Source organism: Microbacterium sp. CCNWLW41 (genome assembly GCF_037083505.1).
In genome coordinates this window covers 726,269-744,567 of record NZ_JBAOJP010000002.1, presented here as the reverse complement: position 1 = coordinate 744,567, position 18,299 = coordinate 726,269, and the positions used below count along the sequence as shown (strand labels likewise).

Here is an 18,299-nt window from a genome sequence, read left to right as displayed (position 1 = left end):
CGGGAGCCGATCCAGGGGGTCGCGCACACCCGCCGTCCGTGCCGAAGGGAGAACCATGAAGTTCGCACGCCTGGGCGCGCCGGGATCCGAGATCCCGGTCGTCCTCGAAGAGGGCCGTTATCGGGACCTCCGGCCGCTGACATCGGATGTGAACGGCGCGTTCCTCGCCGACGATCCCGTGGCCCGGACCCGCGCCGCCCTCGAGGCCGGGCTGCTGCCCGAGCTCACGGACGCGGACGGCCTGCGCATCGGCGCCCCGATCGCACGCCCCAGCGCGGTCATCTGCATCGGGCAGAACTACGCCGCGCACGCCCGCGAGTCCGGCGCCGAGCCGCCGACCGTGCCCATCCTCTTCCTGAAGACGCCGAACACGGTCGTCGGCCCGAACGACGCCGTGACCATCCCCCGCGGGAGCGACAAGACGGACTGGGAGGTCGAGCTCGGCGTCGTCATCGGCACCCGGGCGGCGTACCTCGACTCCCCCGACGAGGCCGCGGCGCACATCGCCGGATACGTCGTCGCCAACGACGTCTCCGAGCGCGCCTTCCAGATGGAGGTGTCCGGCGGGCAGTGGTCCAAGGGCAAGATCGCCCCCGGCTTCAACCCGACCGGACCCTGGCTCGTCACACCGGACGAGGTCGACGTGCAGAACCTCCGCCTGCGCAGCTTCGTCAACGGCGAGCCGCGGCAGGACTCGAACACGAACGACATGATCTTCGACGTCGCGACGATCGTGCATCACCTGTCCCAGTACGTCGCGCTCGAGCCCGGCGACCTGATCCTGACCGGGACGCCGCAGGGGGTCGCCTTCGGCGGACGGTTCCCCTACCTGAGGCCCGGCGACGTGGTCGAGGTGGACATCGAGGGACTCGGCGGACAGCGACAGGAGTTCGTGGCATGGGAGACGCAGAAGTGAGCGGGCAGGTCGAAGGGCTCGTCGCCGTCGTGACCGGCGGGGCGTCCGGGATCGGCGCGGCCGTCGCGGCGCTGCTGCACGACCGGGGCGCCCAGGTCGCCGTGCTCGATCGCGACACGGCGAACGCGGATCCCCGGCACGCCGCCTTCACGGCGGACGTGTCGGATCGTCACAGCGTCGACGCGGCCATCGCCGCGGTCGGCGAGCGGTTCGGCCGCATCGACATCGTGGTGAACAACGCCGGCATCGGTGCGCAGGGCGACGTCGCCGCCAACGACGACGACGAATGGGCCCGGGTGCTCTCGATCAACGTCACCGGGATCGCCCGCGTGACCGCCGCCGCCCTCCCGTGGCTGCGCCGCTCCCCCGCCGCGGCGATCTGCAACACCGCGTCCATCGCCTCGACGACGGGCTTGCCGCAGCGCGCGCTGTACAGCGCGTCCAAGGGCGCCGTGTCCGCGCTCACCCGCGCGATGGCCGCCGATCACCTCCGCGAGGGCATCCGCGTGAACGCCGTCAACCCGGGCACGGCGGACACCCCCTGGGTCGGCCGGCTGCTCGACGCGGCGCCGGACCCCGAGGCCGAGCGGGCCGCGCTCAACGCCCGCCAGCCGCACGGCCGCCTCGTCTCGCCCGACGAGGTCGCCGGCGCCGTCCTGTACCTGGTCAGTCCGGCATCCGGCTCGACGACCGGGACCTTCCTCGAGGTCGACGGCGGCATGGCGCAGCTCCGCCTCCGCTCCGAGTAGCCCTCCTCGCCTCGCCGCCCCTGTCCCGATCTGCACACATCCGCCCGATCCGCACACGTTCGGGACGGGGTGTGCGGATCGGGACAGGATGTGCAGATCGGGACCGGGAGCGGCCGCCGGAGGGGTCAGCCGTGGGCGGCCTGGCGGAGCCAGCGCTCGACGCCCGCGATGTGCGCGGTCGCGAGGGCCGTGGCCAGCCCCGGGTCGCGCTGGGCGATCGCATCGGCAATCGCCCGGTGCTCGGCGAGGGTCCGCTCCACCGCCCCCTGCTCGGTGAGACCGCGCCACACCCGGGCCCGGATCGTCTGGCTGGACAGCCCCTCCACGAGGCTGGAGAGGTAGCCGTTCCCCGCCATCCGCACGATCTCGCGGTGGAAGCGCAGGTCGTGCTCGACGAGGTCGTCGATCGAGACGCCGGCGTCGACGGCGTCGACCTCCTCCTGCAGCGCGTCGATCGCCGCGTCCTCGCCGTGTGACGCGGCGAGGCCCGTCGCCTGCGACTCCAGCATCCGGCGGACCGCGAACAGCTCGAGCAGCGAGTCGTCGTCGTGCATGTCCACGACGAACCCGATGGCCTCCAGGAGCAGGTCCGGCTCCAGGCTCGTCACGTACGTGCCGTCGCCGCGACGGACATCGAGGACGCGGATGACCTCCAGCGCCTTGACCGCCTCCCGCATCGAGTTGCGGGACAGCCCCAGCCGCTCCGCCAGCTCCTTCTCCGGAGGAAGGCGGTCGCCGGGCCCGAGCTCCCCGGACACGATCATCGCCTTGATCTTCTCGATCGCCTCGTCGGTGACAGCCATGCGGCCCAGCATAGCCAGTGATCGGATGTCTGCCCTCGGTTCGCCGGGCCGATGGGGCAGGATGGGCGGATGCGCCTCCTCGACTCGCACCTGCACCTCTGGGATCCGGACCGGTTCGACTACGCGTGGCTGGAGGGGCCGCTGCGCGCGCGCTTCGCCGTCCACGAGCTGCGCGCCTCCGCGATCCGGGGCTTCGAGGAGCAGGCGGCGGTGTTCGTCCAGGCCGAGTGCGCGCCCACGCAGTGGGTCGATGAGGCGTGGTGGGTCGCGGGGATCGCCGCGGAGACCGGAGTCCGCGGGATCGTCGCCGCGGCTCGCCTGGACCGGGGCGACGAGACGGCCACGCAGCTGGCGGTGCTCGCCGACGTCCCCCTGGTCGTCGGCGTCCGGCATCTGCTCCAGGGCGAGCCCGACGGCCTGGCGACCTCCCCCGCTTTCCTCGACGGCGCCGCGCTCGTCGCCGAGCGGGGCTGGACGTTCGACGCGTGCGTGCGCGCCTCCCAGCTCCCGGACGTGGCCGGACTCGCGGCAGCCGTCCCGGAGCTGCTGATCGTGCTGGACCACCTCGGCAAGCCCGAGGTGGGCACCGCCGACGCCCCGCGATCGCCGGGGGCCGCCTGGCTCCGCGACCTGGACGCGCTCGCCGCCCACCCGCGGGTGAGCTGCAAGCTGTCCGGACTGCCGGCGGAGGCGGGCGGCCGATGGGATGCCGCCCAAGTCGTCCCGTTCCTCGACGCCGCGCTGGAGGCCTTCGGACCGGACCGGCTGATGTGGGGAAGCGACTGGCCCGTGTCCGCCGTTCGGCCCGTGCCCGCCGGAGCCGCAGGGCGGGATGACACGGATGCGATCGTGGCTGCGGGCGCGCGGGAGGCGTGGGCGCGGACCGTGGCGACGTGGGCCGGCGACCGCGGCCTCGACGTCGACGCCGTCCTCTGGCGCAACGCCGAACGCCTCTACGGTCTCGGCTGAGCCGCGCACTCGACTCCCGAGCACGCGCACGGGACCCCGCGGGCGCCGGCCGGGCACCCGGTAGCCTCGATCGCATGACCGATTGGGCGGGCGAGGCGATCCGGAAGCTCGAAGCGGACTCCAACCGGAGCGCCGACACGCACCTGCATCTGTTCCCCCTGCCCGCCGACTGGGGCATCGACCTGTACCTCAAGGACGAGTCGGTGCACCCCACCGGATCCCTGAAGCACCGGCTGGCGCGCTCGCTCCTGCTCTACGGCCTGGTCAACGGGCGGATCCACGAGGACACCACGCTCGTGGAGGCGTCCAGCGGCTCCACCGCCGTGTCCGAGGCGTACTTCGCACGGATGCTCGGCCTGCCGTTCGTCACGGTCGTCCCGCGCTCGACGAGCCAGGAGAAGATCGACCTCATCGAGTTCTACGGCGGGCGGTGCCACTTCGTCGACCGCGCCCCCGACATGTACCCGGAGGCGGAGCGCCTGGCGTCCGAGTGCGGCGGCTATTACCTCGACCAGTTCACGTACGCCGAGCGCGCCACGGACTGGCGCGGGAACAACAACATCGCCGAGAGCGTCTTCGGCCAGCTCTCGCACGAGCGTCACCCGATCCCCGCCTGGATCGTCGTCGGCGCGGGGACCGGAGGCACCAGCGCCACGTTCGGCCGGTACGTCCGATACCGCCGCCACGAGACCAGGATCGCCGTGGTGGACCCTGAGGGCTCGGCTTTCTACGGCGGCTGGAGCACCGGCGCCGCGGACTACACCACCGGCACGCCGAGCCGTATCGAGGGGATCGGCCGACCGCGCGTGGAGCCGTCGTTCGTGCCGAGCGTGATCGACGAGATGATCCAGGTGCCGGACGCCGCCTCGATCGCAGCGATCCGACTGCTCAAGGAGCGCACGCTGCACTGGGCCGGCGGATCGACCGGGACGAACCTCGTCGGCGCGTTCGAGCTGATCGCCCGGATGCGCAGCGAGGGGGTGCAGGGAAGCGTGGTGACGCTCATCTGCGACGGCGGCGCCCGCTACGTCGACACCTACTATTCCGACGAATGGGTCGCGGCCAAGGGCTGGGACCTCGCACCGCACCGTGCGCGGCTGGAGGAGTTCCTCGCCACCGGGCGGTGGTCCGCCGCGTAGGCCGGCACGGCGTCGGACACGGGCGCGGATCCGCGGATGACGCGGAGGCGGGCCTCGCCTACGCTGGCGGCATGACCACGCTCATCCTCACTGTCGTCGGAACCGATCGCCCGGGCCTCGTCGCCGCCGTCGCCGACGTCGTCGACGCGCACGGCGGCAACTGGGAGAACAGCCGCCTGGCCGACCTCGCCGGCACCTTCGCCGGCGTCATCGAGGTGTCCGTCGCCACCGAGCGGGCAGGAGAGCTGCGCCACGCCCTCGGAGAGCTGGACGGGATGCTGACGGTCACGGTGCACGACGGCGCCGCTCCGACCGCGGCCGGCGGCGAGCGGCGCATCTCGATCCAGGTGCTCGGGAACGACCGCCCGGGGATCGTGCGCGAGGTCTCCGGGGTGCTGTCCGTACACGCCCTGAGCATCGAGAGCATGACGAGCCAGACGCGGGACGCCGCCATGGCCGGCGGCCGGCTGTTCGAGGCCACGGTCGAGGCGACGGTGCCGGCCGACGCCGATGCGGACGCCCTGCGCGCGGACCTGGAGCGGCTCGCGAGCGAGATCCAGGTCGACATCGCCCTCGACTGACCCACCGCGTCTCGACTCGCGGAGACCCGCACTGAGCGAGCGAACACACCCGGTCGTTGAGCGAGGAGCGCAGCACCGAGACGAAACGGCGCCAGCCCCGGGTCACCGCGTTTCGACTCGCTCCGCTCGCTCAACGACCGAAAGGGACCACCCCCGGTCGTTGAGCGAGGAGCGCAGCGACGAGACGAGACGCCGCCGGCTCGCGCCGCGGTCAGCCCACGACCCTCGTGGGCTGGATGTCGATCGCGTGGCCGGTGCCGCTCTCGATCGTCACCCCGAGCGTGTCCTGCGTGTCGAGGTAGTAGAACTCGATGTCCGCGCCGGTGCTCCCACCCATGATCGACGCGGCGCCGACGTCGGCGATGAGCTCGTCCGACTCCTCCTTGGAGTGCTTCATGATCGCGATGTGCTGAACGCCCTCGCCGTGCCGGTCGAGGAACTCCTGGTAGATGCTGTCCCCGCCCGTCGGCTGGATCAGCTCGAAGCCGATCCCGCCCACCATCGTCTCGGCGCCGATCATGGTGAACTCGGCCGGCTCGCCGCGCAGGTGCGTGTCGTGCAGCAGCGGCGGGCCGTACTCGAACACCTTCCACGGCCCCCACCCGAGGCGCTCGGTGTACTCCTTCATGGACCGCTCGATGTCGCGGACCACGATGCAGATCTGGGTGATCTCGTGCTTCGGGGCGGTGCCCGTGTTCTCGGTCATCTCTTCCTTCTCTCTCACGTTCTCGCTGATTCCTGCCGCTGGTCCGTCCGTCACACCATCAATGCCACGACCTCCTCCTCGCGCGCCGGAGACTCCGGCGTGGAGTCCACCTCGCCGACGACCTCGCCGTCGTGGAGGACCAGGATGCGATCCGAAAGCCCGATCAGCTCCAGCAGATCGTCGCTGACCAGAAGCACCGCGGCGCCCTGATCGGTCAGGTCCCGGAGGAGCTCGTAGATCTCCTCCTTGGCGCCCGCGTCCACGCCGCGGGTCGGGTTGTCCGCGATGATGACGTCCGCCCCCTCCCGCAGCCACTTCGCGAAGACGACCTTCTGCTGGTTCCCGCCCGACAGGGTGCGGACGGGCTGGTCGAGTCCCCGCCGCCGGATGCGGAGCCGCTCGGACCACGTCTGCGCGGCCGCTCGCTCCTCCCCCGCACGTCGCACCCGGAGCACGGGACCGCGCCCGAGGTCGACCTCGTTGATGTTCTCGACGATCGACATCCCGAGGCTCGCGCCCTCGGCGTGCCGGTGCAGCGGAATGTACGCCAATCCCGCCCGGACCCGCGCGCGCACGCCGCGGCGGAGCGGGCGGCCGTCGACCTCCACCTCGCCGGAGGCGGCGGTCGCTCCGAAGAGGGCGGCCGCCAGCTGGCTCTTCCCGGATCCGAGCAGCCCGCCGACGCCGACGATCTCCCCGGCCCGGATGTCGAGGTCGATCGGCTCCAGCCCCGCCGCGGACAGGCGACGCGCTGACAGGCGCACGTCGCCACCCGGGCCGCACTGGCGGTCCTTCCGATACATGTCGTCGGCGCGCTCCCGGCCCACCATCAGCCGGTGCAGCTCCGCCTCCGACGTCTCCGGGCCCACCTCCGCCACCACGGCGCCGTCCTTCAGGACGTAGAGGCGGTCCGAGAAGCGCAGCAGCTCGGGAAGCCGGTGCGAGACGAAGACGAAGGACGTCCCGGCGTCGCGGAGGGCGGTCAGGAGACGGAAGAACAGCTCCAGCTCATGCCCCGCGAGCGCGGCGGTCGGCTCGTCCAGCAGGATCACCGGCGACGACGCGCCGAAGATCCGCGACAGCGAGACCGCGCGCGCGATCTCGAGCAGCTGCCGTTCGCCGAACGTGTACGAGGCGACCGTGCGGTCCACGTCGATGTCGAGTCCCAGGTCGACCAGGACACGGCGGGCGTGCTCCCGCGCGCGGCGCTGCTGGAAGACGCCGGCCCGGCTGAAACGCTGCTCGGCGCCGAGGCAGAGGTTGACGTACACAGGCAGCCTCGCCACGAGGCTCTGCTCCTGGAACACCCGGAACACACCGTGCCCGGCCCCCTCCATCAGGGAGGACAGGACGACGGGCTCCCCGCCGATCCGCACCTCGCCCTCGGTGGGTCGCAGCGTGCCGCACAGGATGTCCATGACCGTCGACTTGCCCGCCCCGTTCTCCCCGATGAGACCCACGATCTCACCGGGGAGCACGCGCAGGGAGACGTCGTCGAGCACGCGGTTGGTGTCGAAGACCATCCCGACCCCCGACGCCTCGATGCGTGCCGCAGCGACGGATGTGCTCCCCGGTTCGATCGTCATCGTCGCCCTCCTACTTCTGCCCGAACGAGGACGAGCCGGAACGGGTCAGCTCGATCACTCCGCCCAACGGGTTCGAGACCGCGTGGGACAGGTACAGCTCGGCGACGCTCTGCACGGCACCGCCGTCGAGGTCCTTCCGGAAGGCCTCCGGCAGCGAGTACCCGCTCGGTGCGGCCTCGCCGATGCGGCCCCAGTAGTCGTCCGGGTCGATCGGGCGCAGCGGCACCTGGGTGTCCCAGTCCTCGCCGGCCTCGGCCCGCGACATGGCCTTCCAGTCGAACGGCAGCGGGTCGGCCTGGTAGACGACCTTCTGGTACTCCTCGGCGGCCTCGGCCGTGTCGACCGTCAGGGAGTCCTGGAACATCATCGACTCCGCCGGCGTGTACTCCTCGCCCTTGAACGCGTCGTACAGCCGCACGACGTTGTATCCGCCGAACCACGAGCCGTGGATCGCGACGGTGGCGGCGGCGTTGCCCCCGCTCTTCATGTCGTCCAGGAACTCGTCGATGGCGTCGATGCCGCCCACCTTGACGTCGGTCATCCCTCGGTCGCGCAGGGCGTTGATGACGGCGATCGCCTCGTCGTCGTTGTGGCAGATGACGGCGGCGACGTCCGGGTGCGCGGTCAGCAGGTCCTCGATGACCGGCTGGGTGGCCACGCGGTTCTCGCCCCCGCTCTCCTGCCCGACGAGCTCGACGTCGGGGAAGTCCTTCAGCGCGTTCTCGACCCCGAGGCGCCGCTCTTCCGCCGTGGTGTTGCCCGGAAGCCCGGTGATGTGGAGCACCTTGCCCTTGCCCCCGATCTGGGTGAGCACGGACGTGGCCATGTTGTACGAGTCCTGCACGTTGTCCGGCAGGAAGTAGCCGACGTAGTGGTCGTCGAACTCGGCGTCGGCCGGCGTGGACCAGGCCTGGTTGGAGAAGATGTTCGTGACGTAGATGCCCTGCTCCGTCGCCGCCGAGATGAGCGTCGGGGAGGAGGCCTGATCCTGCGCGAACAGCAGCGCCATGTCGACGCCCTTGGATCCAGCCTGCTGCACCTGACTGAGCTGGGTGTCGGTCGAGTCTCCGTAGACCTGCACGTCCACGGTCAGCCCGAGAGCCGCGCCGGCCTGCTCGGCGCCCTTGATGACGTCGGCCCAGTACGAGTTGTCCATGGTCGGGACCTGGACCATGACGATCGGCGCATCGGGATCGGCGGCTTCGGCGGCATCGCCCTGCGGGCTCGCGCATCCGGAGACGACGGCCGCCAGGCCCACGGCGCTGGCGAGGGCGGCGGCGCGGGCCGGCCACCTTCTCTTCGAGGTGTTCATCGTGCACACTCCTTCGTGTTCGGTTCGATTGCGGGGTGGTGGCGGCGCGGCCGCCGGTCATTTGACGCTGGAGAGCTCCTTGCGGTTGAGCGTGAGGGCGACCGCGGCGATCAGCACGACGCCCTTGACGGTCTGCTGGGTGAACGGGTCGACGCTGGCGAGGTTCATCCCGTTGCTGAGCACCGAGATGACCAGCACGCCGAGGATCGTCCGCGTCGGGCCGCCGACGCCGCCCATGAGCGACGTCCCGCCGAGCAGGATCGCGGCGAGCGCCTCCATGAGGAAGGGCTCCCCCATCGCGCCGGACGCGGAGTTGGTCCTCGTCATGAGGAGCAGGCCCGCGAACGCGGCGAAGACCCCCGAGAGGACGAACGCGAGCACCTTGACCCGGTCCACGTCGATCCCGGAGAGCTTGGCGACGGTCTCCGCGTCGCCGACCGCCTTCGCGCGGTACCCGAAGACGAGCTTGCGCTCGACGAGCACCGCCACGACGAGCGCCAGCAGCGCCCACAGGGAGATCGTCGGGATGCCGAACAGCACCGTTCCGCCGAACAGCGCGGACAGCTCCGGCGAGCGCAGCCCCTGGGGCCTGCCTCCCGTGATGATGAGCGCGATCCCGGCGAAGACGAACATCGTGCCCAGGGTGACGATGAAGCTCGGCACCTTGAGGTAGACGTGCACGAGGCCGTTGACGAGGCCGCACGCGACCCCGACCGCGAAGCCGACGAGCGCGCCGCCGGGACCGATGACGCCGACGAGCATCGCGGACGACACCCCGGTCAGCGTGACGATGGATCCGATGGACAGGTCGATGCTGCCGATCAGCACCACGAAGGTGGATCCGAGGGCCACGACCAGCAGCACCGCCATCTGCCGCACGAGGTTGACGAGGTTGCTGCCGGTGAGGAAGACGGGGCTCACGATCGCGAAGAACACGACGAGCACCAGCAGCGCGATGAGAGGGGCGAAGAGGATGAGCCGGGACCGCAGCGAACCGTTGCGGAAGGCCGCCCCGCGGCGCTGGGCCGTCACCGTCTCGGTGAGGGTGGAGCCCGACGCGGCGCTCATCCCGTCGCTCCCGGCTCCCAGGGACGGTCGATCTTGTCGCCGTCCGCCCAGGGGGTCTTCACGAACACCGCGCGGAACGGCGCGTCGAACGGGTTCCGGACGAGATGCTCGACGCCCGGCCGGGCGTGCAGGAGCTGGCCCGCCGACAGCACGATGCGCTCGGTGCGGTCCAGCCAGATCTCCGCGGCGCCCTCCAGCGCCAGGAAGCTCTCGGTGTGGTGCTCGTGGAGGTGGTTGGCGAAGACGTCTCCCGGCCGCAGCACGACCACACCGAACGCGGCGTCGTCGTCCGTGGACAGGTAGCCCGGTCCCCAGTCCCCGAAACGGAGATCCGCGTCCTCGACGGACAGGATGCGCGCGTCGGTCATGCGGACGCACCGCCCTGGGCACGCTCCCGGTACAGCTCGTGCGCGTCGACGGGATCGAGGTCGCTGTGGACGACGGCACGCACCGCCGCGATCATCGCCTCGGGGGCCTCGCTCTGGAAGATGTTGCGACCCATGTCGACGCCGGCCGCCCCGGCGCGCACGGCCGCCGAGGCCATCCGCAGCGCGTCCAGCTCGCTGAGCTTCTTGCCGCCGGCCATGATCACCGGGACCGGGCAGGCCGCCACGACGTCCTCGAATCCGTCCTCGCAGTAGTAGGTCTTCACCATCTGCGCCCCCAGCTCGGCGATGATGCGCACCGCGAGCCCGAGGTACCGGGCGTCACGGGTCAGCTCCTTGCCGACGGCGGTGACGCCGAGCACCGGGATCCCGGCCCGGTAGCCGTCGTCCACGAGCGTCGTCAGGTTCCGGATGCTGCGCGACTCGTGCTCGCCGCCGACGAACACCTGCACCGCGACCGCGGAGGCGTTCAGGCGCACGGCGTCGTCCATCGCGAGGGCGACGTGCTCGTCCGAGAGGTCCTTGAGGATGGAAGGCCCGCCGGAGGCGCGGACGACCAGTCCGGCCGAGGTGCCGGCGGGGATCGAGGTCCGGAAGGCGCCGCGGGTTCCCATGAGCGCGTCGGCCTGCGTCGCCAGCGGTGCGATGCCGAGGTCGATCCGCTCCAGACCGGACGTCGGCCCCTGGAAGTAGCCGTGGTCGAAGGCGAGCATCACGGTCCGCCCGGTCTCCGGGTCGAGGATCCGCGAGAGGCGGTTCTGCATGCCCCAGTCGAGGGCGTGCGCCCCCTTGATCGCGTTCGTGAAGCGGACCGCCGGGACGTCGGCGTGGAACTGCTTGGCGGAGCGGTTTCCTTCGAGATCAGCCATGGGTGTTTCTCCTTGTGTCGGTGTGTCAGAGCTCGGGGGCCGCGGCGCGCGCGGCTCCGGGCGGGGTGAACAGGGCGGTGGCGCCGGAGCGGACGGTGGCGGTGCGCTGGGCGTCGTACACCTCGCGCCACCGCCGTGCCGCATCCCGGTATGCGGCTCGCTCGGCCTCCTGCGGGGCGATGGCCGTGGGGTCGAGCGGAAGGGCGGGCAGGTCGATCCCGACAGCCGTCCCGGCGAGACGCGCGGCCCCGTACGACGTCGCCTCGGGCGCCTCGGTGGTCCGGGTGGTCCGGCCCGTCGCCCCGGCGATGACCCGGGGCCAGAGGACCCCGGCGCTGGAGCCCCCGGTGAACGTGATCTCCCCGGACGCGGACGCGGCGCCGGCGGTCACCTCGTCGAGGATCCGCAGGTGGGACGCGGCCACGAACGCGGCCGCCTCCTCGATCGCGCGCACGACCGTGCCCCGGTGGAATCGGGAGGAGTCGGCGATGTCGAAGCCGACGAGCGCCGGGGCGGCATGGTGCCAGGCGTCGGCCTGCATGACATCGCTGAGCACCGCGACGAGGCCGTCGCTGCCGACCGGCACGTCCGCCGCCCAGGACTCCATCACGTCGAACGCCCCGACGCCGCCGCCCCGGGCGAGCTCCACCGCATCCGGGCAGAAGCCGTCACGGAACCAGCGCATCGCAAGACCCGAGAGGAATCCGATGCCCTCCACCATCCAGCTCGACGGCGCCACGTGACACAGCGTCCGCGTGCGCCGGAGCGGATCGATCACCGGACCGGGAACGACGGCGGTGGTCTGCCAGAACGTGCCCGCCACGATGGTGGGGCGTCCGGGGGCCGCGGCGATCGCGTGCAGCGCGAGCTGGGTGTCGGCGCCGCCCATCACGAGGGGGGTGCCCTCGGGGAGTCCGGTCTGCTCCGCCGCCTCGCGGGTGACGCCGCCCACGCGGGAGCCGGGCTCGAGCACGGAGGGGAGGATCCGGGGATCCAGCCCGACCCGTTCGACGAGCCCCTCGGCCCACGTACGCGCGCCGAGGTCGAACAGCGCGGTGCTGGAGCCACAGGTGGGGTCGGTGGCGTACTCGCCGGTGAGGCGGCGGTTGACCCAGTCGCTCAGCATGCCGAGATGACGGGCGCGGTCGAGCGTCTCCGGCTCGTGCCGTGCGAGCCAGCGGATCCGCGCCGGCGCCGTGATCGAGACCCAGTCGCCTCCGGTGGCGTAGATCTCGTCGGCGAGGCCCTCCGCGACGAGCTCGTCCGCCTCGCGGCGCGCCCGTCCGTCGGTGTTGGGGCAGGCGAAGACCTCCTCGCCCGCACCGTCGTAGAGCACGAAGCCCTCGCGCATGCTCGAGGCGGCGACAGCGGCGATCTCGCGATCCGCGACCTCGGTGGTCACCCGGCGCAGCGCCTCGCACACCGCCTGCCAGCCGTGCACGACGTCGAAGCCCGTCCCGCCCGGGTGCCCGGGCACCGCCGGGTGGTTCCATTCGACCGCGGCCTGTGCGACCCGTGCGCCCGCGGCATCGAAGGCGAGAGCGCGCGCCGACCCGGTGCCGGCATCGATCGCGATGACGACCGGGTCCCTGCGGGTCACAAGGACCACCTCCGGGGCCGCCCTTCCAGGAAGGCGACGACGTCGTCGGCGATCATCTCGCTGCCGCGGTGCAGGGTCTCCAGCGTCGCGCCCCCGAGGTGCGGGGTGAGCACCACCTGCGGCAGGTCGACGAGCTCGCGCCACGCCCCCTCGGGCTCGTTGACGTCCATGGCCACACCGCCGACCTGGCCGGAACGGACCGCCGCGAGCAGCGCGTCCTCGTCCACGAGGCTCTCGCGCGCCGTGTTGATGAGCAGGGCGCCGGGGCGCAGCTGCGCCAACGCGCCGGCGTCGAGGAGATGACGGTTCTCGGACGTCGCCCTGGCGTGCAGGCTGAGCACGTCGACGGCCGGCAGCAGCTCCTCGAGGCTCGGGACCAGCCGCACCTCCGGAACGGAGTCGGGGTCCACGAACGGGTCGTACGCGACGACCTCGGCGCCGAGCGCCCGCGCTTTCGCGGACACGAGCCGGGCGACGTTGCCGTACCCGACGAGACCGAGGGTGAGCGTCGAGACCTCGCGGCCGAACCATCGCGCGCCCTCGAAGGCCGACTCCGCCAGCGGCGATCCGGCGGCGCGGCGGGCGTCGACGTCGCGCAGGGAGGCGGGGACGTTGCGGATCATCGAGATGAGGAAGCCGATCGTGAGCTCCGCGACGGCCTCGGCGTTCTTGCCCGGGGTGATCGACACCGCCACCCCGCGTTCCCGGGCCGCCTCGACGTCGATGTTGACCGGTCCGCCGCGCAGACACCCGATCAGGGCCAGCCCGGGGTTGGCCTCCAGCACGTCGGCGGTGACCGGCGCGCCGTGCACCAGGACGACGTCGTAGCCCTCGATCAGCGCGGCGACCTCCGCGGGGTCGCCCTCGAACTCCCGGATGCGGCTCGTGTCCCACGTCGCCGGCACGTCGGTCATCGTCCGCAGATCGACGGACAGTCCGCGATCGACGAGGGCGGCGGCGATCCTCTCGGCCGTCATGTAGCTGTCGCCGATCGCGAGGATCTTCGGGGAATCGCTCATGGATGGTGCTCCTCTTTCCGTTCTTCCGGTCGTCTCAGCGGTTTCCGCCGGGATAGGTTCCCGACGTCGCCGCGCCGGGGAGGCCGTGGGCGTCGAAGCCGGTGTCGACGCTGACGCGCATCCGATCCGTGCGCACCGAGGCGCGGGACACGTCGATCGGGACGCCGTCGGCGTCGTACGCGACCGCCTCGACGACGACGACGGGGTGCCCGATCTCCACCTCCAGGAGCGCGCCGAGCACCCGGTCGGCGGTCGCGGCCTCGATCGTGCGGTGCATTCGGGCGATGCGGACGCCGGTGACCCGGGTGATCGCCGCGTACAGGCTCGCCCGCGGATCCCGCAGATCCGGGAGGATGCCCGAGAACCGCGCCGGCATGTAGTTGACGACGTGCACGGCCGTGCGAGCCCCCACCGCGCGCACCCGCTCGAGGACGAACCCCTGTCCGTCCGAGTCCCGGCCGACCGTCGCGGCGGCCCAGGACGGCAGCGGCTCGATGCCGGCGCGGATGATCGTGGAGCTCAGCGCGCTGCGTCCGTGCTCGCCGTACTCGCCGAGGAGGCTCGGCGCGGAAGGCAGCGTCCACGCCGAGGGGCCGGCCGCGAGCTCCACGAACGCGCCCTTGCCCTGCTGGCGGGAGATGACTCCGCCCTTCTCCAGCTTCGCCAGCGCCTCGCGCACGGACGTCCGCGAGACACGGAGGTCCTCGCACAGCCGGTGCTCGCTCGGGAGACGGTCGCCGGGGCGGAGAGCGCCGTCCGCGATGGCCTGCTCGAGCCCGCGCATGATCTGGAACCAGATGGGGGCGTCGCTGGCGCGATCGATCGCGGGCAGGGGGATCGTGGGCATGACGGAAACCTCGTCGTTGAGGACGGTGATGGGCGCCGGCCGTGCTCCCTCGGGTCGGGGGCCGTTGCCTGACTTGTCCCATCCTCACAGGCCGACAGGTCCGCACCATAGAGACAAGTGCTCTTCTGCCCGAGATTTCTTCAGGACCGCTGTTTTTGGATGTTTATCTGGGGTATTTTTCGACTACCGACCGGTCTCCAACGCCGTCTTGGCTCCGCCGGCGCACGCTCGTCCTCTTCGGAGGAGACAAGTCGCGTCCTGTTGTCCCTTCACCCGGTCGGTGAGCGAGGAGCGCAGCACCGAGACGAAACGCACCCAGCCCCGGGTCACCGTGTCTCGACACGCGGAGACCCGCACTGAGCGAGCGAAGCGAGTCGAAGTGTCGCTCAACGACCGAGAACCGCCACCGGTCGTTGAGCGAGGAGCGCAGCGACGAGACGAAACGCCTCCGCCGTCAGACGAGTCGGGTCTTCGGCGAGACGCCGTCCGTGTCCTCGGGGTCGGCGTACACGGCGTCCCCGAGGGCGGCGTCGATGGCCGTGAGCGTCGCGGCGTCCAGTGTCACGCCGGAAGCCTTCACCGTGTCGGCGAGCTGTTCGGGCCGCGAGGCGCCGACCAGCGCCGAGGCCACGTTCGGGTTCTGCAGGACCCACGCGATCGCGAGCTGCGGCATGGTCAGCCCCGCCTCCGCGGCGACCGGCTTCAGGCGCTGCACGGCCTCGAGCGTCCGGTCGGTGAGGAACCGCTCGATGAAGTGCGCGCCGCTCTTCTCGTCCGTCGCCCGGGATCCCGCCGGCACCGGCCGGCCCGGGAGGTACTTGCCGCTGAGCACGCCCTGGGCCATCGGCGACCAGACGATCTGTGAGATGCCGAGCTCCTGCGACGCCGGGATCACCCTCCCCTCGATCACGCGCCACAGCATCGAGTACTGCGGCTGGTTCGAGATGAGCTGGATCCCCAGCTCCTTCGCGAGCGCGTGCCCCTCGCGCAGCTGCTCGGCGGTCCACTCGGAGACCCCGATGTACAGCGCCTTCCCCTGCCTCACGATGTCCGCGAACGCCTGGAACGTCTCCTCCAGCGGCGTCTCGTGGTCGAAGCGGTGCGCCTGGTACAGGTCGACGTAGTCCGTCCCGAGACGGGTCAGCGATCCGTTGATCGACTCGAGGATGTGCTTGCGGCTGAGGCCGGTGTCGTTCGGCCCCTTCGGCCCGGTCGGGAAATAGACCTTCGTGAAGATCTCCAGGCTCTCGCGACGCTGGCCGGACAGCGCCTTGCCGAGCACGGCCTCCGCCGCGGTGTTGGCGTAGGCGTCGGCGGTGTCGAAGGTCGTGATGCCGGCGTCGAGGGCGGCGTGGACGGTGGAGACGGCGGCGTCGTCCGCGACCTGGGACGCGTGCGTCACCCAGTTGCCGTACGTGATCTCCGAGACCTTGAGCCCGCTGTTGCCGAGGAAGCGATGGTTCACCATGGACTCAGGCTACGACCGCCGCGCCGGCGGTGGGCCGGGACCGTCGATCAGGCGGGAGCCGCGGCGGGCTGCGGATCGCGCCGACGCGCCAGGACCACCGCCAGGACGATGGCCGCCAGCCCCGCGGCGACGCTCGTCCCGTAGAGCACGAGGGACCACCGCGAGTAGTCGGCGCCCGAGATGCCGAAGGCGTCCGCCAGGGCCATGCCCGTGCCGAAGGAGGCCGCGAAGTACGCAGGCATGCCCCAGAACAGGATCGACAGCAGGATCAGCGCCGTCGCCTCGGGAGCCAGACCCTTCCGCACGGCGATGGCAGCCACGACGACGGCCAGCACGACACCGACCGAGAGGAAGACGACCACGCCGACGCCGCCCATCTCCTCGCCCCGCAGCGCCGCCTCGGCCCGGATCTCGTCCAGGGTCATTCCGGGCACGGCCGCGAGAGGGTTGAGGACGAGGATCTGCAGGGCCGCCAGCACGGCGTACGCCGTCACCGCGAAGACGCCGACGACGGCGACCGACAGCGTCCGGGGATCCATGGCGTGATCCTACGCCCTGCTCAGTCCCTGCTCACGCGCCGACGAGGGCGTGCTCGCGCGTCTCCGGGGCGGTGTCGTCATCCGCGGGGGATGGCGACGCCGACGGATCGCCCGCCGCGGCGGACACCACGGGGGCCGGATCGGAGACGGCGGTCCCCGTCGGCGTCGGACCGGGATCCTCGCGCCTCGCCGCGTCCTCGGAGATGATCGCCGCACGCTCGCGGAACCCGTGCGAGTTCACGCGATCGAGCTCGACCTGCTTCGCGACCGCCGCCGCCTTCTCATACAGCGACGGGTCGCCGTAGCTCGTCAGCACCTTCACCAGCACGGGCAGCAGCTCGATCATGAAGAACAGCGCCGCGATGAGCCAGTGCGCCCAGAAGATCGTCGGCTCCTTCTCCCCGAGTCGGTTGAGCCCGCTGATCTGGCTGAGCAGACCGATCGCGCCGGCGTTGCCGTCCGCCACGGATGCGGCCCGCGCGTTGTAGGCCGCCAGCGCGGTCTCGTACGTCTGGCGGGCCGCCGGGAGCTGATCCTGGGCCTCGGTCCGGTTCTGCGCCTCGGAGGCCGTGGTGTTCTCCTTGGACGCCGTCGAGGCGGCAGCCAGCTCGTCGTTCGCCGTCCGTAGCTGCGCGGCGAGCCCGTCGTAGGTCTGCTGCGCCTGGTCGAGCTGAGCGCGCGCGGCGTCGGAGCTCGCGCCCTCGCCGTTGACGCCGGTGCATCCGGGCACCGTCCCCGCGCCCTCGCCGGTCAGCTCGCACTGGTAGAGCAGACGCGCCTGGTCGATGACCTTCTGCTGCTCGGCCATCTGCGCGTTGAGCTGATCGACCGTGGCTTGGGCGGCGGTCTGCGAGGCGGAGTCGGACGAGGTGCCCGCCACGATCCCCGTCGCCGCCTGATTCTCCAGATCCTTGAGGCGCGCGGACGCATCGTCGAGGGCCTTCTTCTCGGGCCCCTTCTCCAGCGCCTCCTGATCGGACAGCGACTGGGTGATGTTCGTGGACGCCACCTCACGGGCGATGTCGTTGTGGAACACCTGGAGGACGACCGGCTCGGCGACGACGAAGCCGATGAGCGCGGCCATGATGACACGCGGGAAGGCGAGGCCGATGAGACGCCAGACGCTCCGCGTGGACGTCATGGTGGAGGTCAGGAAGCGGTCCAGGTTGAAGATGATGAGCGCCCAGACGATCGCCAGGGGGATCGCGATCCAGGCAATCACCTGCACGCCCGTCACGAGCGCGAAGAACATCGACAGCGCCGAGACGAGGGCGGTCCCGACGAGGACGAAGAACATCTGCACGAAGCGCGAGGTCTCGCTGGGCACGCGGTCGAGGATCGGGCCGTCCGCGCCGCCGAGGATCGCGAGGCGCCGCCAGATCGATCCGGGCGTGCGCGGGCGGCGCTCGCGCCGGGTGCGGGCCGCGGGAGCCGGTGCGGGCTCCGCCGCGGGGGCGGGGGTCGGCTCGTCTGCCGCTCGCGACACCGACGCGGCAGGCTCCGCGGCGACGGCAGGTTGCGGCTCGGCGAGCACGGCCGTCTCCGCGTCGGGACTCACGGGGTCCGCCGGGCGGGGCGGCACGTTCTCGGATCCGGCGGGGACGTACTCGCGCACGAACTCGAGCTGCTCCTCGGGGAGGGTCGGAGCACCGTCGGCTGCGGAGGCGTCGAGGGCGATACGGCCCTGGGAATCGAGGCGCCCCGGGCGATGCGCGGAATAGGACATCGTTCCACCATAGAAA

At 71.6% G+C, this 18,299-nt stretch carries 18 protein-coding genes; 5 read left to right on the top strand and 13 right to left on the bottom strand.

The annotated features are described in order from the left end of the window. Positions 1 to 55 precede the first annotated feature (55 nt). The gene (locus V6R91_RS11295; RefSeq protein WP_336395479.1) at positions 56 to 916 is read left to right on the top strand and encodes a fumarylacetoacetate hydrolase family protein; all 861 of its coding nucleotides are present in this window, start codon (positions 56 to 58) and stop codon (positions 914 to 916) included. Further along, complete coding sequence (locus V6R91_RS11290; protein WP_336395478.1) at positions 898 to 1,665, top strand: SDR family NAD(P)-dependent oxidoreductase; 768 nt, start codon at positions 898 to 900, stop codon at positions 1,663 to 1,665. Before V6R91_RS11295 ends, V6R91_RS11290 begins: the two co-directional genes overlap by 19 nt. Positions 1,666 to 1,790: 125 nt before the next feature. Here the strand turns inward: V6R91_RS11290 and V6R91_RS11285 are convergent, their stop codons facing one another. Next, positions 1,791 to 2,468, bottom strand: a complete 678-nt coding sequence (locus tag V6R91_RS11285) for a FadR/GntR family transcriptional regulator (protein WP_231819762.1) — start codon at positions 2,466 to 2,468, stop codon at positions 1,791 to 1,793. A gap of 69 nt (positions 2,469 to 2,537) precedes the next feature. Here V6R91_RS11285 and V6R91_RS11280 point away from each other — a divergent pair, with 69 nt between their 5' ends. The 3 genes from V6R91_RS11280 to V6R91_RS11270 all read left to right on the top strand — a co-directional run bounded on the left by V6R91_RS11280 (position 2,538) and on the right by V6R91_RS11270 (position 5,157). Next, positions 2,538 to 3,437, top strand: coding sequence for an amidohydrolase family protein (locus V6R91_RS11280; protein WP_336395477.1), 900 nt, complete (start codon positions 2,538 to 2,540; stop codon positions 3,435 to 3,437). A 74-nt stretch (positions 3,438 to 3,511) separates the two neighbouring features. Next, a complete protein-coding gene (locus V6R91_RS11275; RefSeq protein ID WP_271059540.1) occupies positions 3,512 to 4,576 on the top strand; it encodes a PLP-dependent cysteine synthase family protein in 1,065 nt (354 codons plus the stop codon). Between the two features lie 71 nt (positions 4,577 to 4,647). After that, the gene (locus tag V6R91_RS11270) at positions 4,648 to 5,157 is read left to right on the top strand and encodes a glycine cleavage system protein R (protein WP_271059541.1); all 510 of its coding nucleotides are present in this window, start codon (positions 4,648 to 4,650) and stop codon (positions 5,155 to 5,157) included. 211 nt (positions 5,158 to 5,368) lie between these two features. On the opposite strand, the gene V6R91_RS11265 is transcribed toward V6R91_RS11270, so the two are convergent. The 12 genes from V6R91_RS11265 to V6R91_RS11210 form a co-directional block, all read right to left on the bottom strand. Then, entirely contained in the window at positions 5,369 to 5,863 is a 495-nt protein-coding gene (locus tag V6R91_RS11265; protein ID WP_271059542.1) for a VOC family protein, read from the bottom strand. Between the two features lie 50 nt (positions 5,864 to 5,913). Further along, positions 5,914 to 7,449 (bottom strand): sugar ABC transporter ATP-binding protein, encoded by a 1,536-nt coding sequence (locus V6R91_RS11260; protein ID WP_336395476.1) that lies wholly within the window; start codon positions 7,447 to 7,449, stop codon positions 5,914 to 5,916. A gap of 10 nt (positions 7,450 to 7,459) precedes the next feature. Continuing rightward, positions 7,460 to 8,761, bottom strand: coding sequence for a sugar ABC transporter substrate-binding protein (locus V6R91_RS11255; protein ID WP_271059544.1), 1,302 nt, complete (start codon positions 8,759 to 8,761; stop codon positions 7,460 to 7,462). 57 nt (positions 8,762 to 8,818) lie between these two features. Next, positions 8,819 to 9,829, bottom strand: a complete 1,011-nt coding sequence (locus V6R91_RS11250; protein ID WP_219086718.1) for an ABC transporter permease — start codon at positions 9,827 to 9,829, stop codon at positions 8,819 to 8,821. After that, positions 9,826 to 10,197: a cupin domain-containing protein gene (locus V6R91_RS11245; protein ID WP_067242614.1), complete on the bottom strand. Its 372-nt coding sequence runs from the start codon at positions 10,195 to 10,197 to the stop codon at positions 9,826 to 9,828. Before V6R91_RS11245 ends, V6R91_RS11250 begins: the two co-directional genes overlap by 4 nt. Then, positions 10,194 to 11,084 carry a 3-hydroxy-5-phosphonooxypentane-2,4-dione thiolase gene (lsrF, locus tag V6R91_RS11240; RefSeq protein WP_336395475.1) on the bottom strand — a complete coding sequence of 297 codons (891 nt, stop codon included), beginning with the start codon at positions 11,082 to 11,084 and terminating at the stop codon, positions 10,194 to 10,196. Before lsrF ends, V6R91_RS11245 begins: the two co-directional genes overlap by 4 nt. Positions 11,085 to 11,109: 25 nt before the next feature. Further along, positions 11,110 to 12,684, bottom strand: coding sequence for an FGGY family carbohydrate kinase (locus V6R91_RS11235; protein WP_336395474.1), 1,575 nt, complete (start codon positions 12,682 to 12,684; stop codon positions 11,110 to 11,112). Then, the gene (locus tag V6R91_RS11230) at positions 12,681 to 13,703 is read right to left on the bottom strand and encodes an NAD(P)-dependent oxidoreductase (protein WP_219086716.1); all 1,023 of its coding nucleotides are present in this window, start codon (positions 13,701 to 13,703) and stop codon (positions 12,681 to 12,683) included. The genes V6R91_RS11235 and V6R91_RS11230 overlap by 4 nt, the downstream gene beginning before the upstream one ends. A gap of 34 nt (positions 13,704 to 13,737) precedes the next feature. Next, the gene (locus V6R91_RS11225; RefSeq protein WP_336395473.1) at positions 13,738 to 14,550 is read right to left on the bottom strand and encodes a GntR family transcriptional regulator; all 813 of its coding nucleotides are present in this window, start codon (positions 14,548 to 14,550) and stop codon (positions 13,738 to 13,740) included. A gap of 454 nt (positions 14,551 to 15,004) precedes the next feature. After that, complete coding sequence (locus V6R91_RS11220) at positions 15,005 to 16,018, bottom strand: aldo/keto reductase family protein (protein WP_336395472.1); 1,014 nt, start codon at positions 16,016 to 16,018, stop codon at positions 15,005 to 15,007. Positions 16,019 to 16,065: 47 nt separating this feature from the next. Beyond that, positions 16,066 to 16,557 (bottom strand): hypothetical protein, encoded by a 492-nt coding sequence (locus tag V6R91_RS11215; protein ID WP_336395471.1) that lies wholly within the window; start codon positions 16,555 to 16,557, stop codon positions 16,066 to 16,068. Positions 16,558 to 16,588: 31 nt separating this feature from the next. Next, complete coding sequence (locus V6R91_RS11210) at positions 16,589 to 18,283, bottom strand: DUF4407 domain-containing protein (RefSeq protein WP_336395470.1); 1,695 nt, start codon at positions 18,281 to 18,283, stop codon at positions 16,589 to 16,591. Between the last annotated feature and the right edge of the window lie 16 nt (positions 18,284 to 18,299).

Bases quoted from the DNA above. Each gene is read 5' to 3' on its own strand.
- lsrF (WP_336395475.1), bottom strand. From the start codon at position 11,084: ATGGCTGATCTCGAAGGAAACCGCTCCGCCAAGCAGTTCCACGCCGAC.
- V6R91_RS11285 (WP_231819762.1), bottom strand. From the start codon at position 2,468: ATGGCTGTCACCGACGAGGCGATCGAGAAGATCAAGGCGATGATCGTG.
- V6R91_RS11290 (WP_336395478.1), top strand. From the start codon at position 898: ATGGGAGACGCAGAAGTGAGCGGGCAGGTCGAAGGGCTCGTCGCCGTC.
- V6R91_RS11280 (WP_336395477.1), top strand. From the start codon at position 2,538: ATGCGCCTCCTCGACTCGCACCTGCACCTCTGGGATCCGGACCGGTTC.
- V6R91_RS11215 (WP_336395471.1), bottom strand. From the start codon at position 16,557: ATGGATCCCCGGACGCTGTCGGTCGCCGTCGTCGGCGTCTTCGCGGTG.
- V6R91_RS11270 (WP_271059541.1), top strand. From the start codon at position 4,648: ATGACCACGCTCATCCTCACTGTCGTCGGAACCGATCGCCCGGGCCTC.
- V6R91_RS11265 (WP_271059542.1), bottom strand. From the start codon at position 5,863: ATGACCGAGAACACGGGCACCGCCCCGAAGCACGAGATCACCCAGATC.
- V6R91_RS11250 (WP_219086718.1), bottom strand. From the start codon at position 9,829: ATGAGCGCCGCGTCGGGCTCCACCCTCACCGAGACGGTGACGGCCCAG.
- V6R91_RS11275 (WP_271059540.1), top strand. From the start codon at position 3,512: ATGACCGATTGGGCGGGCGAGGCGATCCGGAAGCTCGAAGCGGACTCC.
- V6R91_RS11260 (WP_336395476.1), bottom strand. From the start codon at position 7,449: ATGACGATCGAACCGGGGAGCACATCCGTCGCTGCGGCACGCATCGAG.
- V6R91_RS11295 (WP_336395479.1), top strand. From the start codon at position 56: ATGAAGTTCGCACGCCTGGGCGCGCCGGGATCCGAGATCCCGGTCGTC.
- V6R91_RS11220 (WP_336395472.1), bottom strand. From the start codon at position 16,018: ATGGTGAACCATCGCTTCCTCGGCAACAGCGGGCTCAAGGTCTCGGAG.
- V6R91_RS11230 (WP_219086716.1), bottom strand. From the start codon at position 13,703: ATGAGCGATTCCCCGAAGATCCTCGCGATCGGCGACAGCTACATGACG.
- V6R91_RS11225 (WP_336395473.1), bottom strand. From the start codon at position 14,550: ATGCCCACGATCCCCCTGCCCGCGATCGATCGCGCCAGCGACGCCCCC.
- V6R91_RS11255 (WP_271059544.1), bottom strand. From the start codon at position 8,761: ATGAACACCTCGAAGAGAAGGTGGCCGGCCCGCGCCGCCGCCCTCGCC.
- V6R91_RS11210 (WP_336395470.1), bottom strand. From the start codon at position 18,283: ATGTCCTATTCCGCGCATCGCCCGGGGCGCCTCGATTCCCAGGGCCGT.
- V6R91_RS11245 (WP_067242614.1), bottom strand. From the start codon at position 10,197: ATGACCGACGCGCGCATCCTGTCCGTCGAGGACGCGGATCTCCGTTTC.